Source organism: Lysobacter soli (assembly GCF_009755585.1).
Taxonomy (GTDB): Bacteria; Pseudomonadota; Gammaproteobacteria; order Xanthomonadales; family Xanthomonadaceae; genus Lysobacter_J; species Lysobacter_J soli.
This window is the reverse complement of the sequence record NZ_CP046603.1, coordinates 3,920,012-3,938,487: the sequence shown is the minus strand read 5'-3', so window position 1 is coordinate 3,938,487 and position 18,476 is coordinate 3,920,012. Positions and strand designations below refer to the sequence as shown.

The following is an 18,476-nucleotide window of genomic DNA, read 5'->3' as shown; positions in this document are numbered from 1 at the left end:
GCGCCGCACGCCGAACCCGCACCACCGCGTTCGTGTGACGGCCGCCCGCCGTATGCGTATTCCATCGCGTCGTCGCGGCGCGCACAGGCGGGCTGGGCAGGTCGTTCGGGTAAGCTAAACGCTGATTCGGCGGTAGGTATTTTCCAGATGGTCGAGCCTCGCTCCCTGAGCGGAACCAAGATCCTGCTGTGCGTGTGCGGCGGGATCGCCGCCTACAAGTCGGCCGAACTGGTACGCCGCCTGCGCGAGGCCGGCTGCGAGGTGACCGTGGCGATGACGCAGAACGCGCAGCAGTTCGTCGGCACGACGACCTTCCAGGCGCTCTCGGGCGTGCCGGTGCGCACCTCGCTGTGGGATGCCGCGGCCGAAGCCGCGATGGGCCACATCGAACTGGCGCGCTGGGCCGACCGCGTCGTCATCGCGCCGGCAACGGCGAACACGCTCGCCAAGCTCGCGCACGGATTCGCCGACGACCTCGTCACGACGTTGTGCCTGGCGACAACCGCGCCCATCACCGTAGCGCCGGCGATGAACCACCGCATGTGGCTGCATCCGGCCACGCAGGCGAACATCGCGACATTGCGCGAGCGCGGCGTGCAGATCGTCGGACCGAACGACGGGCCGCTCGCCGAAGGCGAGTCCGGGCCGGGACGCATGAGCGAGCCGGCGGAAATCCTCATTGCAATCGGGCAGGCCCTCGCATGAGCGCGGCCGAACGCCTGCGCGGGTTGCGCATCGTCGTCAGCGCCGGTCCGACCTACGAGGACATCGATCCGGTCCGCTTCATCGGCAACCGCAGCAGCGGGAAGATGGGCTTCGCCGTGGCGCAATCGGCCGCGCGGCTCGGTGCCAACGTCGTGCTGGTCGCCGGCCCCGTGTCGCTGCCGACGCCTGCGGGCGTGACGCGAATCGACGTGCGTTCGGCCGCGCAGATGCACGCGGCGGTGCTTTCGCAGTTGCCGGCCGACATCTACATCGGCGCCGCGGCGGTCGCGGATTTCGCGCCCGCGCAGGCGGCGTCGAACAAGATCAAGAAGACCGCCGGACAGGACACGCTGAACCTGACGCTGGTCCGCACGCGCGACATTCTGGCTGACATCGCCTCGCACGCGCAGCGGCCGCGGCTGGTGGTGGGGTTCGCGGCCGAAACCGACCACGTCGAGGCCTACGCGCGCGGCAAGCTCGAGAACAAGCGCCTGGACCTGATCGCCGCCAACCGCGTCGGCGTATCGGGCAGCGGTTTCGAGAGCGACGACAACATGCTGTCGGTCTTCGCGGTCGACGGTGCCAGCCACGTGCTCGGCCCCGCGCCGAAGACGTCGCTCGCCGACGACCTGCTGGAACTGATCGCCGCGCGAATGCCCGCCTGACCGTGCCGTTGGCACGATGCTTGCGTCTCCAACACGACATCGCGTGGGTACGATACCGCGCGCACCTTCACGACGGACCGCATGAACCACACGCTCGAACTGAAGATCCTCGACCCACGCTTCGGCGGGGAATGGCCGCTGCCGAGCTACGCCACGCCGGCGAGCGCCGGGCTCGACCTGCGCGCCGCGCTGGAGGAGCCGCTGGCGCTTCAGCCGGGCGATGCGGCGCTGGTGCCGTCGGGGCTGGCGATCCACCTGGGCGATCCGACGATGTGCGCGGTGATCCTGCCACGCTCGGGCCTGGGGCATAAGCACGGCATCGTGCTTGGCAACGGCACGGGGCTGATCGACGCCGACTACCAGGGGCCGCTGCTGATCAGCGTTTGGAACCGGGGCCGTGAGGCTTTTACGATCCAGCCGGGGGACCGTATCGCGCAGCTGGTGATCCTGCCGATCGTGCGGGCCGAGCTTGCGGTGGTGGACGAATTCGAAACCAGCGCCCGCGGCACGGGTGGCTTTGGCCACACGGGCGTGCGCTGACAAAGGGGATGGGAATGAAGGGTCTGGAAAAGGGACAACTGGCCGCCGGCGCCGCGCAGCTCAAGGTGCTGATCCCGGCGGTGATCGCGCTGTTCGCGCTGCTGGCGGCGTTCTTCGCGTGGAGCGGCTACCAGCTTCACCGGGACGGCTCGCGCCGGCTGTCGATCACCGAGGCGCGCAACGCCGCCGTCGAAGGCGCCGTGAAGGCGCTGGGCGTGGAACAGAGGCAGCTCACCGATCGTCTCGCGTCGCCGACGCTGCAGGCGGCGCTCGCTGCCGGCGATCTGGCGGCAGCTTCGCAGGAGCTGGGGAAGGGCTGGAACGGCGCAAGCGATGCCGCGGTGTTGCCGCTGGACCTCGCTGCCGAGTACGCGGCATTGCCGAAGGGCGGCTACGGTCGGCTGGGCGTGATTGAAGCAGCGGTCGCCGCGGGGCGTCCGGTCTCCGGCCTGGTCCAGCACAACGGCGGCCCGCAGTTGGCGCTGGCAGCGCCGGCGCACGTCGGCGACAAGACCGTCGGCGTGGCGTATGTGCGCCTGCCCATCAGCCGTATCGGGGCCGGCCTGTCGCAGGTCGATGTGTCCGATGACAGCTACCTCGCCCTGCGCCAGGGCGGCTACAGCGCGATCGAGCGTGGCGACAAGGGCCTGTCCGGCGGCGCCGAGGCGCTGGCGGCCAAGGTTCCGGGCAGCGACCTGCGCGTGGCCGCCGCAGTGCCTGATGTGGCTGGCGGCCCGTTCGGCATGGAGGCGCTGGGATGCTTCATTGCCGCGGCGGTGTTCGTGCTGCTGGCCTTCCTCGCGTGGCGCGCGCCGAAATTCGCCGCCAGGGGCAAGGCGGCCGCTGAGGAAGATGAAGGAGCCGTTCAGACGCTTGCGGAGAGCATGGAGGCCAATCCCCCTGTCCAGGCCACCGCTCCCGTGACTCCGCCCAAGCCCGCCGCCCCTGTTCCGTCCATCGCCATCGACCGCGGCATCTTCCGCGCCTACGACATCCGCGGCGTGGTCGGGCAGACGCTGGACGCCGGCGTCGCCGAGCTCATCGGCCATGCGATCGGTTCGCTGATGCACGAGAAGGGCCTGACCGACATCGTCGTCGGCCGCGACGGCCGCCTGTCCGGTCCGGCGCTGGTCGAAGGCCTGATCGCCGGCCTGCGCAAGGCCGGGCGCAACGTCATCGACATCGGCCTGGCGCCGACGCCGGTCGTGTACTTCGGCGCCTACCACCTGCGCGCGGGCTCCTGCGTGTCGGTGACCGGCAGCCACAATCCGCCGGACTACAACGGCTTCAAGATCGTGGTCGGCGGCGAGACGCTCTCCGGCGACACGATCACCGACCTCTACGCGCGCATCGCCGACGACCGCCTGCACCTGGGCGATCTGGGTTCGCTCGTCCAGCGCGACATCTCCGAGGACTACGTCCAGCGCATCGCCTCGGACGTGCAGATCGACCGCCCGCTGCGCGTGGTCGTCGATGCGGGCAACGGCGTGGCCGGCGAGATCGGCCCGCGCGTGCTGGCCGCCATCGGCGCCGACGTGACGCCGCTGTACTGCGACATCGACGGCACGTTCCCGAACCACCATCCGGACCCGAGCGAGCCGCACAACCTCACCGACCTGATCCGCATGGTGCAGCGCCTGGAAGCGGACGTCGGCATCGCCTTCGACGGCGACGGCGACCGCCTGGGCGTGGTGACGCGCGAGGGGGAGAACATCTTCCCGGACCGCCTGCTGATGCTGTTCGCCGCCGACGTGCTCGAACGCAACCCGGGCGCGGTCATCCTGTTCGACGTGAAGTGCACCGGTCGCCTGCCGGGGCACATCCTGCGCCACGGCGGCAGCCCGCTGATGTGGAAGACGGGCCATTCGCTGATCAAGGCCAAGATGCGCGAGACCGACGCGGAACTGGCCGGCGAGATGAGCGGCCACTTCTTCTTCAAGGAGCGCTGGTACGGCTTCGACGACGGTATCTACGCCGCCGCGCGCCTGCTGGAGATCCTGGCCGCGTCGCCGCGCAGCCCGAGCGAAACCCTCGGCGCGCTGCCCAACGGCATCTCGACGCCCGAGATCAAGGTCGACGCGCCCGATGGCGACCCGCACAGCTTCGTGGAGTGGTTCCGCGACGAGGCCAAGTTCGAGGGCGCGCGCCTGTCGACGATCGACGGCCTGCGCGTGGACTTCCCGGACGGCTGGGGGCTGGTGCGCGCGTCGAACACCACGCCGGTGCTCGTGATGCGCTTCGATGCGGATTCGCCCGAAGCGCTCGCGCGCATCAAGGCCGATTTCCGCACCCAGCTGCTGGCGCTGCGGCCGGATCTGGCGCTGCCGTTCTAACGCGGCCGCCGCCCCGGAATGAAGAAGGCCGACGGTGCGAACCGCCGGCCTTTTTCTTTCCGCGCTGGTTTGAACGATCCCGGTCCTGGACCGTCCGGCGTCAGCCCTTGGAGGGTTGCTTCAGCGCGTGGTAGCGCTCCAGCGCGGCGGCGAGTTCCTCGTCGATCATTTCGCGTTCGGCGAGCTGCTGGACAAGCAGTTCCTGCTGACGGATCAGCTGGTCGTGCTGGATGCGCACGTTCTGCTGCGCGGGCTTGGGCACCGGCTTGCCGGACAGCTCGTTCTCGCCGGCGCGACGAAGCAGGGCGACGAGCGTGTCGCGGCGGCCCACGACGCCCAGACGCGAGGCCTTGATCGCCTCGTCCATCACCGCCTGGCGTTCGCCGAATGCGCGGCGCAGGTCGTCCTCGGTGGCGTAGGACTCGACCATCGCCTGCTCGCGACGGCTGTTCGCTTCGGCGATCGCGGCGCTCTCCTTGTCGAGCTTCGCCTGAGCCTCGGCGGCGGCGCGCTCCTCGGGCGTCAGCGCCCGGGCGATCTGCTTGGTGGCCAGGCCGCTCTTGGCATTGATCTCGGTGCGCGCGCTGTCCACCGCATGGGCGGGCAGGGCATCGCCGCACACCCGGGCGCCGTTCTCGTTCCAGCAGTACAGCTTCTTGCCGGCGGCGGGCGCCTTCTGGGCGATCGCAACGCCGGCGGTGGCGAACATCAGCGTGCAGGCGAGCAGCGGCACGGTGCGGCTCATCAGGGTGCGATGGATCACGTTGCGGTTCGTCACGTCAGCAAAGTCCGAAGGATCTGTCGGGATTCCCCCAGAATCATGCAAGAGTCACGCCAGCACCGGCCGGGACGACAGTGCCCGGCATCAGCCGGCCGAGTCGCTGCCGTAGGCCTGCCGATAGGCCAGCAGGCGCTCGCGTTGCGCCGCCAGCTCCGCGTTGCCGCCGGCGAAGTCCAGCAAGTCGGACAGCGTTGCGACCGCGATGACCGGCAAGCCATGGTCGGCCGCGACCGATTGTGCCGCTGAGCGTCGGGTTTTGGCCGGGTCGATGGCCTCCTGTCGATCGAGTGCAATGACAATGCCGGCGGTTTCGCCACCTGCGTCACGAATCAGTCCGAGCGCCTCGCGGATCGCGGTGCCGGCGGTGATCACGTCATCGACGATCAGCACGCGGCGGCCCTGGAGCGGTGCACCGATCAGGTTGCCGCCCTCGCCATGGGTCTTGGCTTCCTTGCGGTTGAACGCCACCGGCAGGTCGCGGCCGCGACGTGCGTACTCGCACGCCAGCGCGGTCGCCAGCGGAATGCCCTTGTAGGCCGGGCCGAAGAGAAGATCGAACGCGACGCCGTGCGCATCGATCGCATCGGCGTAGCACGCGGCCAGCCCGGCCAGCGCGGCGCCGGAATCGAAGCGTCCCGCGTTGAAGAAGTACGGGCTTTGGCGCCCGGACTTCAGCGTGAAGGCGCCGAAGCGCAGGGCGTCGGCGCGCAGGGCGAGGTCGAGGAAACGGGCGCGGTGGTCTTGGGTCATGTCGTCGTGTGCGGATGGAGGAACTGCAGCATCACGTGCTGCGGGCCGGCGCTGCCGCCGTGGAAAAGCTCGCCGGTGTCGATGAAACCGGACTTCAGGTACACCGAGATCGCCGGCGCGTTGATGCAGTTGACCGTGAGCACCAGCACCTCGCGGCCGGGATGGCGCGCGCGCAGGTCGTCGCAGCAGGCGTTCATCGCCATTCGGCCGTAGCCGCGGCCCTGCTGGCGGTGATCGATCACGAACGCGCGCAGGCCGACGCTCGGCATGCCGAGCGAACGGCCGACGACCGCATTGGGCGCGAAATCGAGACGGTAGAAGCCGACGATCGCGTCTTCGGCGATCACCGCCATCGCTTCGCTCATCGGGTCGCGCAGCGTGTCGCCAAGATTGAAGGCCGTGTCGCCGACGTACCGGTACTGGTCCGGCGCCACGCGCAGCGCACGCACGGCGCGCGCTGGGGCGGAGTCGGGATCCACGATCGGTTCGACGCGGACGCTGGCGGTGACGGCGGACATGGCGGGAATGATAGCCCCGGGGCCATTTGAACCGCCCTGCCGCGGCGTTACCGCACGCCGGGCCGACGCTGACGCGCGAGGGGCTATGATCGCCGGCACATCGTCGTGGAGTGCGCATGCGCATCATCAGCTTCAACGCCAACGGCCTGCGTTCGGCCGCCAACAAGGGCTTCTTCGACTGGTTCCGCACGCAGGACGCCGACGTGTTGTGCGTTCAGGAAACAAAGGCGCAGGAGCACCAGCTCGCTGGCCCGCAGTTCTTGCCCGAGCGGTATCGCGCGTGGTTCAAGGACGCGATCACGAAGAAGGGCTACAGCGGCGTGGCGATCTACAGCCGGCGCGAGCCCGATGAAGTTCGCACGAGCATGGGCTGGGCGCCGTTCGACGACGAAGGCCGCTACATCGAGGCGCGCTTCGGCAACCTGAGCGTGGTGTCGTTCTACATCCCGTCGGGCTCGTCGGGCGAGCTGCGGCAGGGCTTCAAGTTCGAAGTGATGGAATGGCTGAAGCCGCATCTCGATCAATGGCTCGCCAGCGGCCGCGACTATGTGCTGTGCGGCGACTGGAACATCGTGCGCTCGAAGCTCGACATCAGGAACTGGACGAGCAACCAGAAGAATTCCGGCTGCCTGCCGCCGGAGCGCGAGTGGCTCAACGGGCTGTGCGTGGACACCTCGGGCTGGGTCGATGCCTACCGCGCGCTGCACGCCGAGGGCCAGGACTACACCTGGTGGAGCAACCGCGGCGCCGCGCGCGCAAATAACGTCGGATGGCGCATCGACTACCAGCTGTGCACGCCATCGCTCGCCTCGAAGCTGAAGGCGTGTTCGATCCTGCGCGAGCCGCGTTTCTCTGACCACGCGCCTTTCAGCGTCGACTATGACCTCTGAAGCCGCGCCGGCTGCCGAGCCGAAACTGAAGGGCTGGCGCCTGGTCGCCGCGAACCTGCGCGAGCCGAAAGTGCTGGTGATGCTGCTGCTGGGCTTCAGCTCGGGCATCCCGATCTACCTGGTCGGCAACACGCTCGGCTACTGGATGCGTGAGAACGCGATCGAGCTGTCGACGATCGGTTTCCTCTCGTGGGTCGGCCTCGCGTATTCGCTGAAATTCCTGTGGGCGCCACTCATCGACAAGCTCGACGCGCCGGTGCTCGGCAAGTGGCTGGGGCGCCGTCGCGGCTGGATGTTGTTGTCGCAGGTCATCGTGGCGATCGCACTGTTCGGCATGGCGAACGTGCAGCCGCAGGAAGGCCAGCTGGTGCTGTGGGGCCAGACGCTGGACCAGCTGGTGGTATTCGGCGTGCTGGCGCTGGTGGTGGCCTTCGCGTCGGCGACGCAGGACATCGTGATCGACGCCTGGCGCATCGAGATCGCCTCCAGCAACGAGCAGCAGGGCCTGCTGACGGCGACGTCCGCGCTCGGATACCGTGGCGCGCTGCTGGTCACCGACTCGCTGATCCTGATCTTCGCCGCGCACATCGGCTGGTCGCTGTCGTACGAGGTGATGGCGGCGCTGATGGGCGTCGGCATCCTCGCCACCTTCCTGGCGCGCGAGCCCGCCGCCAGCGTGCAGGCTGCGGCCGCATCGCATGGCTCGATGCTGTCGGCGCAAGGGATCTACGACGCGATCGTTGCCCCGTTCGTCGTGTTCTTCCGCGAGCACGGCAAGTGGGCGCTGGTGATGCTGCTGGCGATCAGCCTGTATCGCCTGCCGGACTTCGTCCTCGGTCCGATGGCAAATCCCTTTTACGCCGATCTCGGAATGGACAAGGAAACCGTCGGCGCCGTCCGCGGCAGCTTCGGCCTGCTGGCGACCACGCTGGGCATTGCCGCCGCCGGCCTGTGCGCGGTGCGCTTCGGCTTCTTCACGACCCTGATGGCGGGCGCGGTGCTCGGTCCGGGATCGAACCTGGCCTTCTCGTACCTGGCGCTGCACGGCGCCGATGCCGGCGTCTTCACGGCGGTGATGGTGATCGACAACTTCTGCTCGGGCTTCGCCGGCGTGGCGCTGATCGGCTACATGTCCAGCCTGACCAGCGCCGGCTACACGGCCACGCAGTACGCCCTGCTCAGCTCGTTCTACGCGCTGCCGGGCAAGGTACTGAAGGGAATGTCCGGCTGGACGATCGAACAACTGGAAGTGGGCCGCAGTTTGCTCGAGGCGTATTCGCTATTCTTCGCCGGAACGGCCTTGATCGGGATACCCGCACTGCTACTGTGCCTGGTCCTGGCCGCTCGCCGCACGGGCGCCCGCGCATCTGCGGTGGAATGACCAGGCACCGGCCTGGAAGGAAATCCGAATGACCGACATCATCCTTCACGACATCGACCCGCTGCTGCTGGACCGCGTCAAGCGCGTCGCGCAGGCACGCAGCTGGCCGTTGCAGGAGGCGCTGATGCACCTGCTCGAGCACGGCCTGTTCGCGTGCGAGGCCGAGCTCGCCGCGCGTTTCACCGATTCCGATGCCATGGCGCTGCAGGCCGCCATCGCCGCGCTGGAGCACATTCCGAGCGATCCGGGTTTCTCGAAGATCGGCCGAATGGAGCGGCCTTCGGACGTCAGCGTCGCCCCGCTCGAAAGTGCCGGCTTGACCGACGTCGACCGCGACCTGATGGCCTACGCCCAGAAGGGCTGATTCCCGCGGATTCGCGGAAAGCCCCGCCTCAGGTGGCCGGATGCACCACGCCGAGCACGCGCGGGCCGCGCGCGCCGGTCACGCTGGCGAGGTTGCCGGGCAGGCCCGACAGCGTCTGCCGCGCCAGCCATGCGAACCCCATCGCCTCGACGAAATCCGGATCCACGCGATGACGCGCGGTGGATTCGACAACCGCCTCCGGCAGATGCGCGCCGATACGCTCCAGCAGGCGCGGGTTATGCACGCCCCCGCCACAGGCGAGCACGCGACGCGTCGTCGGCTGGTGCGCGCGCAACGCGTCGGCGATGGTGATGGCACTCAGTTCCAGCAGCGTGGCCTGCACGTCGGCAGGCGACTCGTCGCCATCGAGGCGGCGTTCGACCCAGCGCAGGTGGAACTGCTCGCGGCCGGTGCTTTTGGGCGGCGGCAGCATGAACCAGGGTTCATCCAGCAGGCGCGCCAGCAGCTCGGCATCGAGTTCGCCTTGCGCCGCGAAGGCGCCACCGGCGTCGTACGCGGCGCCCGTGTGGCGCAGGCACCACGCGTCGAGCAGGCAGTTCGCCGGGCCGGTATCGAAGCCGCGCACGGGGCCGTCGACCGGCAGCAGGGTGAAATTGGCGATGCCGCCGAGGTTCAGCACCGCGCGGTCTTCGTCCGCGTCGGCCAACAGCGCCGCGTGCAGTGCGGGCAGCAGCGGCGCGCCGTGGCCGCCAGCGGCGACGTCGCGGCGGCGGAAATCGGAGGCCGTCGCGATGCCGGTGCGTTCGGCGATCAGCCCGCCGTCGCCCATCTGCCAGGTAAAGGGGTGGCGGCCGTCGAAGCGCGCCCCCTCCGGGCGGTGGCGAACCGTCTGGCCGTGCGAGCCGATCGCGCGCACGTCGCCGGCCGGCACGCCGGCTTCGGCGAGCAGGCGCTGCGTGGCATCGGCGAAGGACTCAGCGATCTGCACATCCAGCGTGCCCAGTTCGTCCAGCGACTGCGCATCGGACCCCTGGCCTAGCGCGACCAGCCGCGCGCGCAGCGCGTCGTCCCAGGCGTAAGTGCGGCCCAGCAGCAGTTCGACGGCGTCGCGGCCGTCGGGGTGTCGTTCGAAGCGGACGAGCGCGGCGTCGATGCCGTCCGCGCTGGTGCCGGAGATCAGGCCGACGAAGAGTCCGTCGACCGGCGGGCCCGAAGACCCGGCCGCGGAAGCCGGCACGTCAGGCCTTGGTCTTCGCGGTCTTGGCCGGCTTGCGCGCGGCCGGCGAGGGCTCGGACGCGTCGGCGTAGATGATGTTCTCGACCTTCTGGATCCGCGCCAGCGCGACGGACGTCTGCGCGCGGAACTGCGCCAGCGCGTTGCCCGACAGCGGCTCCGGCGGCGGCATGGTGATCGACAGCGGGTTGCGGTGCACGCCGTTGACGCGGAATTCGTAATGCAGGTGCGGACCGGTCGACATGCCGGTGCTGCCGACGTAGCCGATCACCGTGCCCTGCGCGATGCGCTGGCCCGGGCGGATCTTGCCGATGCGCGACATGTGGCCGTACAGCGTGCTGTAGCCGCGGCCGTGGTCCAGCACGACGGCGTTGCCGTAGCCGCCCTGCCAGCCGGCCGAGACGACGCGCGCGTCGCCGGCGGCCATGATGGGCGTACCGGTGCGCGCCGCGTAGTCCACGCCCTTGTGCATGCGCGTGCGGCCCAGCACCGGGTGCTTGCGCGTGCCGAAGTTCGAGGTCAGGCGCGCGTACGGGATCGGCATGCGGATGAAGCTCTTCTTCAGCGGGCGGCCGTCGCCGGTGAAGTACTCGGCCTTGCCGTCGCGCTCGAAGCGGAAACCGGTGTGCAGCTTGCCGCCGGTGGTGAAGGTCGCCGCCAGCACCGGACCGGTGCGCAGCAGTTCGCCTTCGCGCCAGGTCTGCTCGACCACCACGCTGAAGCGGTCGTCGGCGCCGACGTCTTCGTTGAAGTCGATGTCGTACTTGAAGATGTCGTCGGTCAGGGTGTTGATGTTGTTGCCCGACAGGCCCAGCTTGCGGGCCGAACGGAACAGCGACTTGCCGACCTTGCCGCTGATCACCACGGTGCGGGTTTCGGTCGGGCGGACGGTCACCTTCTCGGTGACCTTGTCGCCGGCGATCGCCAGCTCGACGCGGTGGCTGTCGTCGCGGTCGTAGCGGAAGGTGCGCAGTTCGCCGCTGACCGGCAGGTCGAAGGCGAGCTCGGTGCCGGGCTTCAGGCGCGTCAGGACGGACTTGTCGCCCGGGACGGCCTCCAGGATCTGGTGCATCGTCGAGGCCGGAAGGTCCATGTCCTCGAAGACCGCGCCGAGCGTCTGGCCGCGCTCCACGCGCACGATCTGCCAGCTGTCGCCGCTGTGCCCCTTCAGGCGCGACAGCGGGAGCGGCGGCAGCGCCAGCGCCAGCGAGCTGCGCTGGGCATGGACCGGCACCGGCACATTGGAAGTGGGGCCAAAGCCGGGCACGATCGCAGCAACAAGCACTCCAAGGGTGGCGAACAGGCTTGCGTGCGCCCAGTGGCGGCGCGTCCAGCGGCCATTGAAACCCCGGGACACCTGGCTTGCGGCGACCGGACGGTGTAGAGCGGCTTCACGCAGCGCCTTGAGTCGTTGGCGCCGATCCGTACCGGTCTCGGAAGTCGTCATGTGTGTGTCCCGCGCGCAGGTGTGAAGGCCATGTAGCGGCGTTACCATAGAGGCGCGAGCAGTGTGCGTCAAACCCTTGAACTGAATAGGGTTTTTCTTCACGTGCCCCGGCGGTTATGTTTAACCATGATTTAACCCGAATCCATGATCGTGATCGCATTGCGCGTTCACCATTCACCAGCGAGTCTCACTTTGTCCCCCCAGATTTCCGCCCCTGTCCAAGATGCCCTCGACCTGATCGGCCGCGGCGCCGACGAGATCCTCAAGCGCGAGGAGCTGGAGGCCCGCCTCAAGCTCGGTCGCCCCCTACGGATCAAGGCCGGCTTCGACCCGACCGCGCCCGACCTGCATCTGGGCCACACGGTGCTGCTGAACAAGATGCGCCAGTTCCAGGACCTGGGGCATCAGGTGATCTTCCTGATTGGCGATTTCACCGGAATGATCGGCGATCCGACCGGCAAGAACGTCACCCGCAAGCCGCTCACCCGCGAAGACGTGCTCGCCAACGCGCAGACCTACGCCGACCAGGTCTTCAAGGTGCTGGACAAGGAGCGCACGGAAGTGCGCTTCAACTCCGAATGGTTCGGCCAGATGGGCGCGGCCGACATGATCAAGCTCGCCGCGCAGCACACCGTCGCGCGCATGCTCGAACGAGACGATTTCGCCAAGCGCTACGCGGCGCAGCAGTCCATCGCCATCCATGAGTTCCTGTATCCGCTGGTGCAGGGTTACGACTCGGTCGCGTTGAAGGCCGACGTAGAACTCGGCGGTACCGATCAGAAGTTCAACCTGCTCATGGGGCGCGGCCTGCAGGAGCATTACGGCCAGCCGCCACAGATCGTGCTGACGATGCCGTTGCTCGAAGGCTTGGACGGCGTCAACAAGATGTCTAAGTCGCTGGGCAACTACATCGGCATCAACGAGCCGGCCATCGACATGGTCACCAAGACGATGAAGATCGACGACGTGCTCATGTGGCGCTGGATCGACCTGCTCAGCTTCGAGATCGGCATCGCCGAGGCCGCGCAGTTGAAGCGCGATATCGAGGGCGGACAGCTCAATCCGCGCGACCTGAAGCTGCGCCTGGCACGCGAGCTTGCAGCGCGTTTCCACGGCGAATCGGCTGCGGAACTGGCGATCGCCGGGTGGAATGCCGCGGTGCGCGGCGAGGGCGATATCGCGTCGCTGCCCATCAACGACGTCGCCGTGCCCGCCGAAGGCGTGCGCATCGCGGCGTTGCTGACGGCGGCGGGCCTGACGCCCAGCAATTCAGAGGCGAACCGCAAGCTGAAGGAACGTGCGGTGCGACTCGACGGCGAAGTCATCGAAGACGTGCAGCGTGTGTTCGTGCCGGGCTTCGAAGGCGTGCTTGCGGTGGGCAAGCGCACGTTCGCGCGCGTTCGCCTGATCGCGGCCTGACGTCTTATTCCATGCGTTATTGAACGCGCGCATCGATGTTGTGCGCGGCGTTCATGAAGCTTCAAAAAATTTCTTCGTAAACCTCTTCCAATTCCGATTGTGCGTGTGCACAATGCGCGCCCCGCCGAGGTGAATCACTGACGCGGGACGCGGTTGAAGCGGCGTTGTTCGAAGGGCGGTTGACGAACTTCGAAGGTGCTGTAAGATGCGCGGCCCTGCTGACGGGACGGCCTTGAAACGAGGCGCTGAACGGGAGGCGGGGGCAGCGAAAAAGATCTCGACACGGTGTTGACGGAATCGAAATTCGCTGTATAGTAGTCGGCTCCCTCGGGCACTTCGGTGCGGCGGGGTGAGGCAAGGGAAAGGCGCTGAGGCCGGCCCCGAGATCTTTGACAGTGTGCGCAGGTGACTTGTGCGGGCGTCTGGCTAGTGGATGGTTGTCCATCAGCAGATGTCCTGTAACAAGCATTAATGATTCAAAGCATGCAAATGCAAGCGAGTAATTGATGCCTGGAACGGGCTCTGCACTCAAGATATTGAACCTTCGGGTTCTGCAATTTTAAGTGAAGAGTTTGATCCTGGCTCAGAGTGAACGCTGGCGGCAGGCCTAACACATGCAAGTCGAACGGCAGCACAGAGGAGCTTGCTCCTTGGGTGGCGAGTGGCGGACGGGTGAGGAATGCATCGGAATCTGCCTATTTGTGGGGGATAACGTAGGGAAACTTACGCTAATACCGCATACGTCCTACGGGAGAAAGTGGGGGACCTTCGGGCCTCACGCAGATAGATGAGCCGATGCCGGATTAGCTAGTTGGCGGGGTAAAGGCCCACCAAGGCGACGATCCGTAGCTGGTCTGAGAGGATGATCAGCCACACTGGAACTGAGACACGGTCCAGACTCCTACGGGAGGCAGCAGTGGGGAATATTGGACAATGGGCGCAAGCCTGATCCAGCCATGCCGCGTGTGTGAAGAAGGCCTTCGGGTTGTAAAGCACTTTTGTCCGGAAAGAAAAGCGCTCGATTAATACTCGGGTGTTATGACGGTACCGGAAGAATAAGCACCGGCTAACTTCGTGCCAGCAGCCGCGGTAATACGAAGGGTGCAAGCGTTACTCGGAATTACTGGGCGTAAAGCGTGCGTAGGTGGTTTGTTAAGTCTGATGTGAAAGCCCTGGGCTCAACCTGGGAACTGCATTGGAAACTGGCTTACTAGAGTGCGGTAGAGGGGTGTGGAATTCCCGGTGTAGCAGTGAAATGCGTAGATATCGGGAGGAACATCTGTGGCGAAGGCGACACCCTGGACCAGCACTGACACTGAGGCACGAAAGCGTGGGGAGCAAACAGGATTAGATACCCTGGTAGTCCACGCCCTAAACGATGCGAACTGGATGTTGGGGGCAACTTGGCCCTCAGTATCGAAGCTAACGCGTTAAGTTCGCCGCCTGGGAAGTACGGTCGCAAGACTGAAACTCAAAGGAATTGACGGGGGCCCGCACAAGCGGTGGAGTATGTGGTTTAATTCGATGCAACGCGAAGAACCTTACCTGGCCTTGACATGCACGGAACTTTCCAGAGATGGATTGGTGCCTTCGGGAACCGTGACACAGGTGCTGCATGGCTGTCGTCAGCTCGTGTCGTGAGATGTTGGGTTAAGTCCCGCAACGAGCGCAACCCTTGTCCTTAGTTGCCAGCACGTAATGGTGGGAACTCTAAGGAGACCGCCGGTGACAAACCGGAGGAAGGTGGGGATGACGTCAAGTCATCATGGCCCTTACGGCCAGGGCTACACACGTACTACAATGGTAGGGACAGAGGGCTGCAAACCCGCGAGGGCAAGCCAATCCCAGAAACCCTATCTCAGTCCGGATTGGAGTCTGCAACTCGACTCCATGAAGTCGGAATCGCTAGTAATCGCAGATCAGCATTGCTGCGGTGAATACGTTCCCGGGCCTTGTACACACCGCCCGTCACACCATGGGAGTTTGTTGCACCAGAAGCAGGTAGCTTAACCTTCGGGGGGGCGCTTGCCACGGTGTGGCCGATGACTGGGGTGAAGTCGTAACAAGGTAGCCGTATCGGAAGGTGCGGCTGGATCACCTCCTTTAGAGACTAAAGACAGCAAATTGCTGGCCGGACGTCCGCACAAGTGACCTGCATCTAGTTCCGGGACCTCCCAAGGGGGAAGTCCGCGGGAGCGTCCCTCGTTTGAACAAGGGGCTTTAGCTCAGCTGGGAGAGCACCTGCTTTGCAAGCAGGGGGTCGTCGGTTCGATCCCGACAAGCTCCACCAAACCAGCCGTGCACGACTTTTGGGTCTGTAGCTCAGGTGGTTAGAGCGCACCCCTGATAAGGGTGAGGCCGGTGGTTCGAGTCCTCCCAGACCCACCACTCCCGAACGAAACTAGATTGCGCACACATCAAGAATTGAAGCGGTACGGCGCTGAGGCCGGATCGCGTTCTTTGAAAACTGGGAAAGTAGCGAGCGTTTTGAGACGAATGTCCATGACGTGTCGTGAGGCTAAGGCGGGTGCCGAAAGGCACCTTATAATTGAGTCGTTGAATTCGCGTTTGGGCTTTGTACCCCCGAACACAGACGACCCTGAGGCGACTTGGGGTTATATGGTCAAGCGAATAAGCGCACACGGTGGATGCCTTGGCGGTCAGAGGCGATGAAGGACGTGGCAGCCTGCGAAAAGTGCGGGGGAGCTGGCAACAAGCATTGATCCCGCAATGTCCGAATGGGGAAACCCACCTAGCAATAGGTATCCTGCAGTGAATACATAGCTGCTGGAAGCAAACCCGGAGAACTGAAATATCTAAGTACCCGGAGGAAAAGAAATCAACCGAGATTCCCTAAGTAGTGACGAGCGAACGGGGACCAGCCCTTAAGTTGATTGAGTTCTAGCAAAACAACCTGGAAAGGTTGGCCATAGACGGTGACAGCCCGGTATGCGAAAGAGCTCTTTCGATGAAATCGAGTAAGGCGGGGCACGAGAAACCCTGTCTGAACATGGGGGGACCATCCTCCAAGGCTAAATACTCCTGACCGACCGATAGTGAACCAGTACCGTGAGGGAAAGGCGAAAAGAACCCCGGAGAGGGGAGTGAAATAGACCCTGAAACCGTGTGCGTACAAGCAGTCGGAGCCCGCAAGGGTGACGGCGTACCTTTTGTATAATGGGTCAGCGACTTACTGTTCGTGGCGAGCTTAACCGTATAGGGGAGGCGAAGGGAAACCGAGTCTGATAAGGGCGCATAGTCGCGGGCAGTAGACCCGAAACCGGGTGATCTAGTCATGCCCAGGGTGAAGGTTGAGTAACATCAACTGGAGGCCCGAACCCACTCCCGTTGCAAAGGTAGGGGATGAGGTGTGATTAGGAGTGAAAAGCTAATCGAACCCGGAGATAGCTGGTTCTCCTCGAAAGCTATTTAGGTAGCGCCTCATGTGAATCTTCCTGGGGGTAGAGCACTGTTATGGCTAGGGGGTCATTGCGACTTACCAAACCATGGCAAACTCCGAATACCAGGACAGACTGCATGGGAGACACACGGCGGGTGCTAACGTCCGTCGTGAAAAGGGAAACAACCCAGACCCACAGCTAAGGTCCCAAATTTCGTGCTAAGTGGAAAACGATGTGGAAAGGCACAGACAGCCAGGAGGTTGGCTTAGAAGCAGCCACCCTTTAAAGAAAGCGTAATAGCTCACTGGTCGAGTCGGTCTGCGCGGAAGATTTAACGGGGCTAAGCACGGAACCGAAGCTTGGGGTGCACACTTTGTGTGCGCGGTAGAGGAGCGTTCCGTAAGCCGATGAAGGTGGATTGAGAAGTCCGCTGGAGGTATCGGAAGTGCGAATGCTGACATGAGTAACGATAATGCGGGTGAAAAGCCCGCACGCCGAAAGCCCAAGGTTTCCTTGCGCAACGTTAATCGACGCAGGGTGAGTCGGCCCCTAAGGCGAGGCAGAAATGCGTAGTCGATGGGAAGCTGGTTAATATTCCAGCACCTCGCGTAAGTGCGATGGAGGGACGGAGAAGGTTAGGCAGGCCGGGCGTTGGTTGTCCCGGTGAGAGAGTTGAGGCGGTCCCCTTAGGCAAATCCGGGGGGGCAACGTTGAGACTAAGGACGAGTCCTTTAGGACTAAGCTGCCGATATCACGCTTCCAGGAAAAGCTCCTAAGCTTCAGCTTACGCAGACCGTACCGTAAACCGACACAGGTGGGCAGGATGAGAATTCTCAGGCGCTTGAGAGAACTCGGGTGAAGGAACTAGGCAAAATAGCACCGTAACTTCGGGAGAAGGTGCGCCCTTTTTGGTTCATAGCTGAGAAGGGCCGCAGTGACCAGGCCGCTGCGACTGTTTATCAAAAACACAGCACTCTGCAAACACGAAAGTGGACGTATAGGGTGTGACGCCTGCCCGGTGCCGGAAGGTTAATTGATGGGGTCAGCCGCAAGGCGAAGCTCTTGATCGAAGCCCCGGTAAACGGCGGCCGTAACTATAACGGTCCTAAGGTAGCGAAATTCCTTGTCGGGTAAGTTCCGACCTGCACGAATGGCGTAACGACAGCGGCGCTGTCTCCACCCGAGACTCAGTGAAATTGAAATCGCTGTGAAGATGCAGCGTTCCCGCGGCAAGACGGAAAGACCCCGTGAACCTTTACTATAGCTTTACACTGAACGTTGAGTTCGTCTGTGTAGGATAGGTGGGAGGCTATGAAACCGAGGCGCTAGCTTCGGTGGAGCCATCCTTGAAATACCACCCTGATGTGCTTGACGTTCTAACCTAGGTCCGTAATCCGGATCGGGGACCGTGTATGGTGGGTAGTTTGACTGGGGCGGTCTCCTCCCAAAGTGTAACGGAGGAGCACGAAGGTACGCTCAGCGCGGTCGGACATCGCGCACTGTGTGCAAAGGCATAAGCGTGCTTGACTGCAAGATCGACGGATCAAGCAGGTACGAAAGTAGGTCTTAGTGATCCGGTGGTTCTGTATGGAAGGGCCATCGCTCAACGGATAAAAGGTACTCCGGGGATAACAGGCTGATACCGCCCAAGAGTTCATATCGACGGCGGTGTTTGGCACCTCGATGTCGGCTCATCACATCCTGGGGCTGTAGTCGGTCCCAAGGGTATGGCTGTTCGCCATTTAAAGTGGTACGCGAGCTGGGTTCAGAACGTCGTGAGACAGTTCGGTCCCTATCTGTCGTGGGCGTTGGAGATTTGAGAGGGGCTGCTCCTAGTACGAGAGGACCGGAGTGGACGAACCTCTGGTGTTCCGGTTGTCACGCCAGTGGCACTGCCGGGTAGCTATGTTCGGAAGCGATAACCGCTGAAAGCATCTAAGCGGGAAGCGCGCCTCAAGATGAGATCTCCCGGGAGCTTGACTCCCCTGAAGGAACCATCAAGACCAGGTGGTTGATAGGCTGGGTGTGTAAGTGCAGCAATGCATTGAGCTAACCAGTACTAATGATCCGTGTGGCTTGACCATATA

11 protein-coding genes, 2 tRNA genes, 2 rRNA genes and 1 pseudogene are annotated in these 18,476 nt (G+C 64.5%); 11 read left to right on the top strand and 5 right to left on the bottom strand.

Annotated features, from left to right (window positions below; translation table 11 throughout):
* Positions 1-147 precede the first annotated feature (147 nt).
* The 3 genes and pseudogenes from coaBC (at position 148) to GOY17_RS19075 (ending at position 4,243) form a co-directional block, all read left to right on the top strand.
* Positions 148-1,370 (top strand): annotated as a pseudogene (coaBC, locus tag GOY17_RS17885) (bifunctional phosphopantothenoylcysteine decarboxylase/phosphopantothenate--cysteine ligase CoaBC).
* An 81-nt stretch (positions 1,371-1,451) separates the two neighbouring features.
* Positions 1,452-1,910: a dUTP diphosphatase gene (gene dut / locus GOY17_RS17880; protein ID WP_157031376.1), complete on the top strand. Its 459-nt coding sequence runs from the start codon at positions 1,452-1,454 to the stop codon at positions 1,908-1,910.
* A 14-nt stretch (positions 1,911-1,924) separates the two neighbouring features.
* Positions 1,925-4,243, top strand: a complete 2,319-nt coding sequence (locus tag GOY17_RS19075; protein WP_157031375.1) for a phosphomannomutase/phosphoglucomutase — start codon at positions 1,925-1,927, stop codon at positions 4,241-4,243.
* Positions 4,244-4,343: 100 nt separating this feature from the next.
* On the opposite strand, the gene GOY17_RS17870 is transcribed toward GOY17_RS19075, so the two are convergent.
* From GOY17_RS17870 to GOY17_RS17860, 3 genes are all read right to left on the bottom strand, one after another.
* The gene (locus GOY17_RS17870; RefSeq protein WP_157031374.1) at positions 4,344-5,006 is read right to left on the bottom strand and encodes a hypothetical protein; all 663 of its coding nucleotides are present in this window, start codon (positions 5,004-5,006) and stop codon (positions 4,344-4,346) included.
* Between the two features lie 102 nt (positions 5,007-5,108).
* Entirely contained in the window at positions 5,109-5,774 is a 666-nt protein-coding gene (pyrE, locus tag GOY17_RS17865) for an orotate phosphoribosyltransferase (protein ID WP_157031373.1), read from the bottom strand.
* Positions 5,771-6,292, bottom strand: a complete 522-nt coding sequence (locus tag GOY17_RS17860) for a GNAT family N-acetyltransferase (RefSeq protein WP_157031372.1) — start codon at positions 6,290-6,292, stop codon at positions 5,771-5,773. Before GOY17_RS17860 ends, pyrE begins: the two co-directional genes overlap by 4 nt.
* Positions 6,293-6,408: 116 nt before the next feature.
* Between GOY17_RS17860 and GOY17_RS17855 the strand changes: the two genes are divergently transcribed.
* Genes GOY17_RS17855 through GOY17_RS17845 form a run of 3 tightly spaced genes read left to right on the top strand, consistent with a single transcriptional unit; the run spans position 6,409 to position 8,927 of the window.
* Positions 6,409-7,182, top strand: coding sequence for an exodeoxyribonuclease III (locus tag GOY17_RS17855; RefSeq protein WP_157031371.1), 774 nt, complete (start codon positions 6,409-6,411; stop codon positions 7,180-7,182).
* Positions 7,172-8,563: an AmpG family muropeptide MFS transporter gene (locus GOY17_RS17850; protein WP_157031370.1), complete on the top strand. Its 1,392-nt coding sequence runs from the start codon at positions 7,172-7,174 to the stop codon at positions 8,561-8,563. Before GOY17_RS17855 ends, GOY17_RS17850 begins: the two co-directional genes overlap by 11 nt.
* 28 nt (positions 8,564-8,591) lie before the next feature.
* Positions 8,592-8,927: a hypothetical protein gene (locus GOY17_RS17845; protein WP_198173739.1), complete on the top strand. Its 336-nt coding sequence runs from the start codon at positions 8,592-8,594 to the stop codon at positions 8,925-8,927.
* Positions 8,928-8,955: 28 nt separating this feature from the next.
* Here GOY17_RS17845 and GOY17_RS17840 read toward each other — a convergent pair whose 3' ends face one another.
* Together GOY17_RS17840 and GOY17_RS17835 are read right to left on the bottom strand one after the other, a co-directional pair.
* The gene (locus GOY17_RS17840; RefSeq protein WP_157031369.1) at positions 8,956-10,125 is read right to left on the bottom strand and encodes an anhydro-N-acetylmuramic acid kinase; all 1,170 of its coding nucleotides are present in this window, start codon (positions 10,123-10,125) and stop codon (positions 8,956-8,958) included.
* A 1-nt stretch (position 10,126) separates the two neighbouring features.
* Positions 10,127-11,569: a M23 family metallopeptidase gene (locus GOY17_RS17835; protein ID WP_157031368.1), complete on the bottom strand. Its 1,443-nt coding sequence runs from the start codon at positions 11,567-11,569 to the stop codon at positions 10,127-10,129.
* 192 nt (positions 11,570-11,761) lie between these two features.
* Here GOY17_RS17835 and tyrS point away from each other — a divergent pair, with 192 nt between their 5' ends.
* The 5 genes from tyrS to GOY17_RS17810 all read left to right on the top strand — a co-directional run bounded on the left by tyrS (position 11,762) and on the right by GOY17_RS17810 (position 18,473).
* Positions 11,762-12,988 (top strand): tyrosine--tRNA ligase, encoded by a 1,227-nt coding sequence (tyrS, locus tag GOY17_RS17830; RefSeq protein ID WP_232338479.1) that lies wholly within the window; start codon positions 11,762-11,764, stop codon positions 12,986-12,988.
* A 560-nt stretch (positions 12,989-13,548) separates the two neighbouring features.
* Positions 13,549-15,093, top strand: a 16S ribosomal RNA gene (locus GOY17_RS17825).
* A gap of 109 nt (positions 15,094-15,202) precedes the next feature.
* Positions 15,203-15,278 (top strand) — tRNA-Ala (locus GOY17_RS17820).
* Positions 15,279-15,299: 21 nt separating this feature from the next.
* Positions 15,300-15,376, top strand: a tRNA-Ile gene (locus GOY17_RS17815).
* Positions 15,377-15,609: 233 nt separating this feature from the next.
* Positions 15,610-18,473 (top strand): 23S ribosomal RNA (locus GOY17_RS17810).
* Together the 16S and 23S rRNA genes with 2 tRNA genes alongside form the textbook arrangement of a ribosomal RNA operon.
* Positions 18,474-18,476 lie beyond the last annotated feature (3 nt).